The sequence below is a fragment of the Brevibacterium salitolerans genome, from assembly GCF_039531405.1.
Classification (GTDB): Bacteria; Actinomycetota; Actinomycetes; order Actinomycetales; family Brevibacteriaceae; genus Brevibacterium; species Brevibacterium salitolerans.
In genome coordinates, this window is the sequence record NZ_BAAAPZ010000003.1 from 186,744 (window position 1) to 193,613 (window position 6,870).

At 73.1% G+C, this 6,870-nt stretch carries 7 protein-coding genes; 3 read left to right on the forward strand and 4 right to left on the reverse strand.

Annotation, left to right across the window (positions count from 1 at the left end; genetic code table 11):
* Positions 1-3: 3 nt before the first annotated feature.
* The 4 genes from mscL to ABD240_RS05520 form a co-directional block, all read right to left on the reverse strand.
* Positions 4-456 (reverse strand): large conductance mechanosensitive channel protein MscL, encoded by a 453-nt coding sequence (mscL, locus tag ABD240_RS05505; RefSeq protein ID WP_291794327.1) that lies wholly within the window; start codon positions 454-456, stop codon positions 4-6.
* A gap of 195 nt (positions 457-651) precedes the next feature.
* Positions 652-1,413: an SAF domain-containing protein gene (locus ABD240_RS05510; protein ID WP_291794330.1), complete on the reverse strand. Its 762-nt coding sequence runs from the start codon at positions 1,411-1,413 to the stop codon at positions 652-654.
* 172 nt (positions 1,414-1,585) lie between these two features.
* The gene (locus ABD240_RS05515; RefSeq protein ID WP_291794331.1) at positions 1,586-1,933 is read right to left on the reverse strand and encodes an FmdB family zinc ribbon protein; all 348 of its coding nucleotides are present in this window, start codon (positions 1,931-1,933) and stop codon (positions 1,586-1,588) included.
* An 84-nt stretch (positions 1,934-2,017) separates the two neighbouring features.
* A complete protein-coding gene (locus tag ABD240_RS05520) occupies positions 2,018-2,704 on the reverse strand; it encodes a 5-formyltetrahydrofolate cyclo-ligase (protein ID WP_344335968.1) in 687 nt (228 codons plus the stop codon).
* A gap of 130 nt (positions 2,705-2,834) precedes the next feature.
* Here ABD240_RS05520 and galU point away from each other — a divergent pair, with 130 nt between their 5' ends.
* From galU to ABD240_RS05535, 3 genes are all read left to right on the forward strand, one after another.
* Positions 2,835-3,746 (forward strand): UTP--glucose-1-phosphate uridylyltransferase GalU, encoded by a 912-nt coding sequence (gene galU / locus ABD240_RS05525; protein ID WP_344335971.1) that lies wholly within the window; start codon positions 2,835-2,837, stop codon positions 3,744-3,746.
* A 27-nt stretch (positions 3,747-3,773) separates the two neighbouring features.
* Positions 3,774-4,373 carry a GNAT family N-acetyltransferase gene (locus ABD240_RS05530; protein WP_291794337.1) on the forward strand — a complete coding sequence of 200 codons (600 nt, stop codon included), beginning with the start codon at positions 3,774-3,776 and terminating at the stop codon, positions 4,371-4,373.
* Positions 4,374-4,471: 98 nt separating this feature from the next.
* Complete coding sequence (locus ABD240_RS05535) at positions 4,472-6,658, forward strand: hypothetical protein (RefSeq protein WP_344335975.1); 2,187 nt, start codon at positions 4,472-4,474, stop codon at positions 6,656-6,658.
* Positions 6,659-6,870: the final 212 nt, after the last annotated feature.

Sequence of the window (6,870 nt, forward strand, 5' to 3'; positions counted from 1 at the left end):
GTCTCAGTGGCTGGGAGTGCTCCCGCCCTGGTCCGTCCCCTCGATGCGCGCGTCCGGCACCTGGCGCTGCTGTGCGGTGGCGAGCAGGTCGCGGATCTCCGCGAGCAGCTCCTCCGAGGTGGGAGGCACCTCTTCCTCCGGGGCACCGCGCTTGCGCAGCTCGTTGACCTTGTTCATCGGCATGATGATGAGGAAGTAGACCACGGCCGCGACGATGAGGAAGTTGATCACCGCGGTGATGATCGCGCCGAAGTCCACGAACGTGGCCGGGTTGCCCTCACGCAGCTGGAACCCCAGCCCTTCCACATCCGTGCTGCCGAAGGACGCGATGATCGGGTTGATGAGCTTGTCCGAGACGGCGGTGACGATCGCGGTGAACGCGGCGCCGATGATGACGGCGGTCGCCAGTTCGATGACGTTGCCTCGGAGGATGAAGTCCCTGAAGCCCTTGAGCATTGCAGTCCTTTCGCGGCCGGGGCCCGGCGCTGATGTGAGACGGGAAGCGCACGCGCCCGGATTCGCGGGTGCGGGCGACCCCGTGCGGGAACGTCCGTTGCGCAGTGGCGTGTGCGCGGACAGATTACACGGCCGGAGCCCGGTGAGGAAGGGAAGCGGGACGCGCGATGACATGCCCGGGCACCGGCGCACGGCTCAGTTCAGCAGCGCGAAGCTCAGGTGGGAGCCGGATGCGCGTGCGAGAGCGGCGGCATCGCGCTCCGTCACCGCCAGCGTGACGACCATGGCGCCCTGCCCCAGGCCGCCGCCCTGCGCCTGCACCGCGGCCACCGCCGCATCGTCGACGAGCGCGCCCGAGGCCGCTCCGCCCGCGGAGAGCGGGCCGCCCACTCCCGGCAGGACGCCGCCGTCGGCCCCTTCGTCCGCGCGCGTGTCCGTCTGCTCCGGCCCGTCCGGACCGGAACCACTCCCGTCCGCCCCTCCGCCGCCGGGCGGACCCGTGTCCATGAGGGGGTCCACGGCGGCGTAGACGCGCAGCCGGTGCCCGGGCCGGATCGTCGCGGCCGCCTGCCCGTCGCCGAACACCACGGGAACGAGCAGCGTCCCCTCCGGACGAGCGGCGGCCTCCGGAGCGAGCACGGAGGCGGAGGTCAGGGGAGTGCCGGCGGAGTGTCCGCCTGCCACCACGGCGTCGACGGCCTCGGCCGGGGAGGAGAGGGCGTCCTGGGGGATCAGCTCCGCGGGATAGTCGGCCATGCGGAGATCGCCGCGCGCGAGCACCTGGCCGGGAGTCAGATCGTGCGCGGCCACGAGCACACCGTGGCCCGCGGTGCGGGGGACGAGCGCCCATGCCGCTGCGGCCGCGGCGAGGCAGAGGAGGACCGCTCCGGTCCGGCGCGGCGGCAGACGCGCCAGCGGGCGGCGGAGGAGCTGTGGGATGCGGCGGAGAGCATGCATACGAGAACCGTGGCGCCGTTGCACGTGGAACACCAGAGGGCGCCGGATCCTGTGGATGCCGGCGCCCTCTGAGTGACCGTCTGTGACCTCATGTCGAGGTGCTGCGGGATGCGGTGTGTGACCTGCGGTGGTCAGCGTCTGTGAGCGAGCCCGCCGCTGCCGGGCGGACGGCTCAGGACGCCGCGGCGGCGGGCTTGCTCGAGCTCGAGGAGGAGCCCTCGGACCCTGCGCTGGAGGCACCCGACCCCGTGCCGGAGGCCCCGGAACTCGCGGAGCCGGAGTCCGCGGACCCCGCACCGGAGGAGGATCCGGACGACGCGGGGGCGGAGGCGGAGGAGGCGGACCGGGAGTCCGTCGCGTAGAAGCCGGAGCCCTTGAACGTCACGCCGACCGTTCCGAACACCTTGCGCAGCTTCTCCTCACCGCACTCCGGGCAGACGCGCAGGGCGTCGTCGGTGAACGCCTGGTGGATGTCGAAGGCGTAGTCGCAGTTCTTGCAGCGGTATGCGTATGTGGGCATGTCTTCCTGTGACCTTCCAATCAGAGACCGGAAGAATCATACTCCGCTCCCGTCCCCGCTTCCCGCCCTGCTCACGCACCGGCCTCACGCACCGGCTTCCTGCACCGGCCTCACGCCGTTCTCCGTGAGCACGGCGGACACCGTGAGATCCCAGTCCTCGCACGGCAGCGAATCGACCCGCTCCCGCTCCCAGCACACGCCCACGAAGCGCAGCCTCTCACGCACCGCGGCCGCGGCGGGGTCCCCGGCCCGGGCGAGCCCGGCGAGCTCCCCCAGCGGTCCGAAGGTGCGGTCGTAGAACCCGCCCCCGTTGCCGAGGCGCACGCCGCTGCCGTCGTAGGCGAGTCCCGGGACCAGCACGAGCAGGTCAGCCGGTCCCGGGACCCGGGCCAGCGCCTCGGCGACGGTGTCCGTGTCCTCCGGCTCCCGGATGCCCCAGATGCGGGCGGGGAGCTCCGCCACCTTCCCGGTGAGCCTGCCGAGGCGGAGGGGCTCTCCGCGCCGGGTGGCGGGGAGGAATGCGGGAGTCTGCGGCGCGAGGGATTCGAGGAACGCGTCGATGCTGGGCTCGCCGGGCAGGGCCGCGTAGCCGATGACAGCGGCGGGCCGCACCTGCGAGACGAGCCCGGCGGCGTGCGTGCACAGCTGCGTGTGCGCACTCGAACCCTGGTCCTGGCCTGCCTGTGCCCGCCGCGCGGCACGGATCTCCGCTCTCAGCGCGGTCTTCTCCTCGTGCTCCTCGCGGCGGCGCTGCTCGGGGGATTCGCTCATCCTCCCGAGGATAGGCCAGTGCCGCGTGCGGTGGCGTGCTCTGCACCGGCCCTGTCGCATATTCCGCGGGTCCCCGCACCGGCCCGCATCGGTCAGCGCATTCGCAGAGGTGCGGGACTATGCTGTGCCCATGTCGAACCAAGCCCCCTCCTCAGCCACAGTGAGCAAAGCGGTCATCCCGGTCGCCGGACTCGGAACGCGGTTCCTGCCCGCCACGAAGGCCATGCCCAAGGAGATGCTGCCGGTCGTGGACAAGCCGGCCCTCCAGTACGTCGTGGAGGAGGCGGTGCAGGCCGGTCTCACCGACGTCCTCATGGTCACCGGGCGCAACAAGCGGCCGCTCGAAGACCACTTCGACAGGGTCGATGGCCTCGAATCCGCGCTGCAGGCCAAGGGCGACGACCGCAAGCTGGAGCTCGTGCAGCAGTCCTCCGAACTCGCGGACATCCACTTCGTCCGCCAGGGCGATCCGCTCGGCCTGGGCCACGCCGTCCTCAAGGGCGAGCTCCACGTGGGCAGCGAGCCGTTCGCCGTCCTCCTGGGCGACGACCTCATCGACGAGCGCACGCCCATCCTCCCGGAGATGGTGGAGGTCCAGCAGCGCACCGGCGGATGCGTCGTCGCGCTCATGGAGGTCCCGGAGGACCAGGTGAGCCTCTACGGCTGCGCGGCCGTGGAGCCCACGGACTCGGACGGCGTCGTGAAGGTGACGGACCTCGTGGAGAAGCCCGCTCAGGAGGACGCCCCCTCCAACCTCGCGATCATCGGCCGCTACGTGCTGGCGCCGGAGATCTTCCCGGCGCTGCACCGCACGGAGCCCGGCCGCGGCAACGAGATCCAGCTGACGGACGCGCTCAAGTCCCTCGCGGCGGACCCGGAGTCCAACGGCGTGTACGGCGTGGTGTTCTCCGGCGGCAGGTTCGACACCGGTGACAAGCTCAGCTACATCCAGGCCGTCGTGGAGCTGGCGAGCCGGCGCGAGGACCTGGGCGCGGACCTCCGCGCCTGGCTCCGCGGCTTCGTCGCGGACCTCGACGACTGACGGGTGGGCTCCTCTCCCCTCTGGCCCGTGGAGCTCTCCCACGGGGAGGTGCTGCTGCGGCCGCACGTGCGCGGGGACCGCAGGGCATACAAGGAGGTCCGTGCGGCCAACGTCCAGTGGCTGCGGCCCTGGGAGGCCACGGTCCCGGATCCCCTCTGGTCGCGCCCGGACTTCGCGGAGATGCGCCGGCTGTCCCAGGCCTCGGCGAGACAGGGGCGCTCCCTGCCGTTCGCCATCGACATCGGCGGGCGCTTCCGGGGGCAGCTGACGGTGTCCGGCTTCGAATGGGGTTCGCTGGCCTCAGCGCACCTGGGCTACTGGATCGACCGGCGCGAGGCCGGCCGCGGGCACGTGCCCCTGGCGGTGGCGCTGGCCGTGGACCACTGCTTTGCGCACGGACTGCACCGGATGGAGATCGCCATCCGCCCGGAGAACGCCGCCAGCCTCCGGGTGGTCGAGAAGCTGGGCTTCCGCCGGGAAGGGCTCCGGGAGCGCTACATGCACATCGACGGCGACTGGCGCGACCACCTCGTCTTCAGCCTGCTGAGCGAGGACGTCCCCTTCGGACTCCTCGCCTGGTACCTGCGTCAGCGCAGGTGGGAGGACGCGGAAGAGGCTGAGCACTGACTTGAGACGGTGTTCAATTCCCTCACAACTTCCCGAGAGGTGGAGACACACCGTGCCTGATGCGTTCCGGAGCCCGTGAGCGAACCTACAGTTGGAGCGTGGATACGAGCATCGCCATCGCCATCGTCGCAGCCGCGCTGTTCGTCTTCATCGTGCCCTCCGTCCTCCGCCGCGGCGCCGAGGTCGCAGAACCGGATCCCGCTGAAGACGAGCGCGCCCGTGCCCAGCCCGTCGAGGCCCCCCGCGTCCCCGGATGCGCCGTGGACCCCTCCCGTCCCGTGCTCCTCGCGGACCGTGCACATCCTGCGGACGTGGGCCTGCCGGAGGCCGGTGCGGAATACGTGCAGACCGCGCCCCGGCTGCGTCTGCGCCGCGCACATCCGGTGCTCGAGGTCGTGGGCGAGACGGACCAGCCGGCCCCGGCGGACCGCACGGACCACACGGTCCGGGCGGGGGTCGCCGAGGCCGCAGCCGAGACGGTCCGCCCTGTCGCCGCGGCGAACCCGTATCGTGAGACGACCCCCTTCCCCGAGGCCGAGGTGGTCGCGCTCCCCATGGCGGTGGGTGAGACCACGGTCCTCACCGAGGCGGGCAGCGGGAGTGCCCCCGGCAGCTCCTCCGCAGCACCGCACGCGCCGGTCCTCACCGTCGTCGCCTCCACACGTTCCCAACCGATGGATCCAGCCATGAACCACACGCCCCGCACCGCTCCCCGACGCATCGCCGCGGCGGCCGAGCGCATGCCCCGTGCACTGCCGGCGGACGTCCGCGCCCGGCTGGACCAGTCGTACGCCTCGTCCCCGCGCCGCAGCGGCGGGACCGCGCCGCAGGGTGCGGGAGGCGCCGGCACCTCCGGCGGCGCGGCCGGTCCTGCCGCTGGGCGGACCGGCCAGGCACCGCGTCCGGGCCGGATCGCAGAGGTCTCCGCCGCGGATCGCCGCCGCATCCGGGGCCTCCGGCGGATCCTTCCCTACTGCGGCCTGGGGTTCCTGCTCCTGGCCGCCGCGACTGTGGTCATGCTGGGCTTCACCGTCTTCGGCTCCCTGCCCTGGGGAGCTCCGGCCGTGACCGCTGCGCTCGCCGCCGCCACTCTCGTCCTGCTGCGTTCGCTCAACCGCGAGATCACCGCTCTGCGGAAGGGCATCGAGAGGGAGGAGAAGCTGCTCGCGGACCGTGCTCGCGGCGCCGCCACCGAGGTTGCGGGCCGTGCACGTGAGGCCGCAGGCCGCGCAGCCCGGCACGTGTCGGAGCGCTCCGCCGCCGGCCGGAAGCCGCAGTCGCGGGAGGTGCTCGACCTCGACGAGGGCGCGCCGCGCCAGGCGCAGGCCGCTGCCGACCGCTCCGCGCCGGGCTCCGACGAGTCCGACCCGATCACCGCGGAGATCCCGGCCGTCTCCGCAGCGCCTCGGCACAGGGCGGCCGAGCAGGCGGCGCCGGTGCGTGAGCCTGCCCGCTCCATCGTGGAGCGTTCGGCATCCGCCCCCTCGCTGTCGCTGGGCTTCACAGCCTCCTCCGGAGAGAAGGCCGGTGGAACGGCGTCCGGCTCTGCGGAGGCTCCGGCTGAGGGCGTCTCCGGCTCCGCACACACAGCTGCGACCGAACCCGCCTCCGGCGGCTCCGCTGCGGGGGCCTCGGCCCAGGCCGATCGCAGCGCCGCAGGTGCTCCCGGCCCGGAGACCGAGAGCGGTGAGACCGCGGACGGAGCCGCTGCGGCCTCGGGCGCTGACGCAGTGAGCACACGGAAGGCGGGCGCGGAGTCCGCCGGCACTGCGGCAGCCGAACGCGAGGCCGGAGCTCAGGACACCACCGGCCGGACGGCTGCGGCCGCGGACGCCTCGGAAGACGCCTCCGTAGACTCCGAGGCGGCAGCCCCGGCCCCGGCGGTCCCGGACACTGCGAGTCTGCCCCGCAGCAGTGCCGCCGGGGACGCTCTGGCGCGCCGGCTGCGCTCCGGCGGCTGGACGCCGTCCGCCGTACCGGCTCCCACCTACGTGGACGCGCCGGTGGCGGAGCGGCAGGAGCCGCAGCCCGTCGTCGCGGACGCCTCCTCGTACGCCCTCGCACCCACCAGCCGGGAGTCGCTGGCGGCACAGTTCGCGGACGAGCTGGGGTTCCGGCCGCCGCTCGAGGACGCCGCCCGTGAGGGCGATGCCGCCGATCCCGGCCCGCTGAGCCACGGCAAGAACGCGACCCGCAGGAAGAACGCCGGCGGCGCTCCGGCGGCTCCGGCGGAGGAGCAGGACACGGCGCACCTGGGCGACATCCTCGCCCGCCGCCGCGCCTGAACCGTTCTCCCGGAGCCGCTCTCCCCGGGAGCACACGCTCCACGCCTGCACCGGCGGCAGACCGTCCTGCGAACGGTGAGGGCGCGGGCCCTTCTCCCGCCGCGCACGCCCCTGTTCGCGGCTCTCCGGGCCGATGGAGCCGAGGCATCCGGTCCGGGACGCAGATGCGCGAAACGCCGAGCGGGTCTCACTCGCTCGGCGTTTCGCATCCC

What these genes read in the sequence shown, in the direction of transcription:
- mscL (WP_291794327.1), bottom strand. Translation starts at nt 456, where the DNA reads ATGCTCAAGGGCTTCAGGGACTTCATCCTCCGAGGCAACGTCATCGAA.
- ABD240_RS05510 (WP_291794330.1), bottom strand. Translation starts at nt 1,413, where the DNA reads ATGCATGCTCTCCGCCGCATCCCACAGCTCCTCCGCCGCCCGCTGGCG.
- ABD240_RS05515 (WP_291794331.1), bottom strand. Translation starts at nt 1,933, where the DNA reads ATGCCCACATACGCATACCGCTGCAAGAACTGCGACTACGCCTTCGAC.
- ABD240_RS05520 (WP_344335968.1), bottom strand. Translation starts at nt 2,704, where the DNA reads ATGAGCGAATCCCCCGAGCAGCGCCGCCGCGAGGAGCACGAGGAGAAG.
- galU (WP_344335971.1), top strand. Translation starts at nt 2,835, where the DNA reads ATGTCGAACCAAGCCCCCTCCTCAGCCACAGTGAGCAAAGCGGTCATC.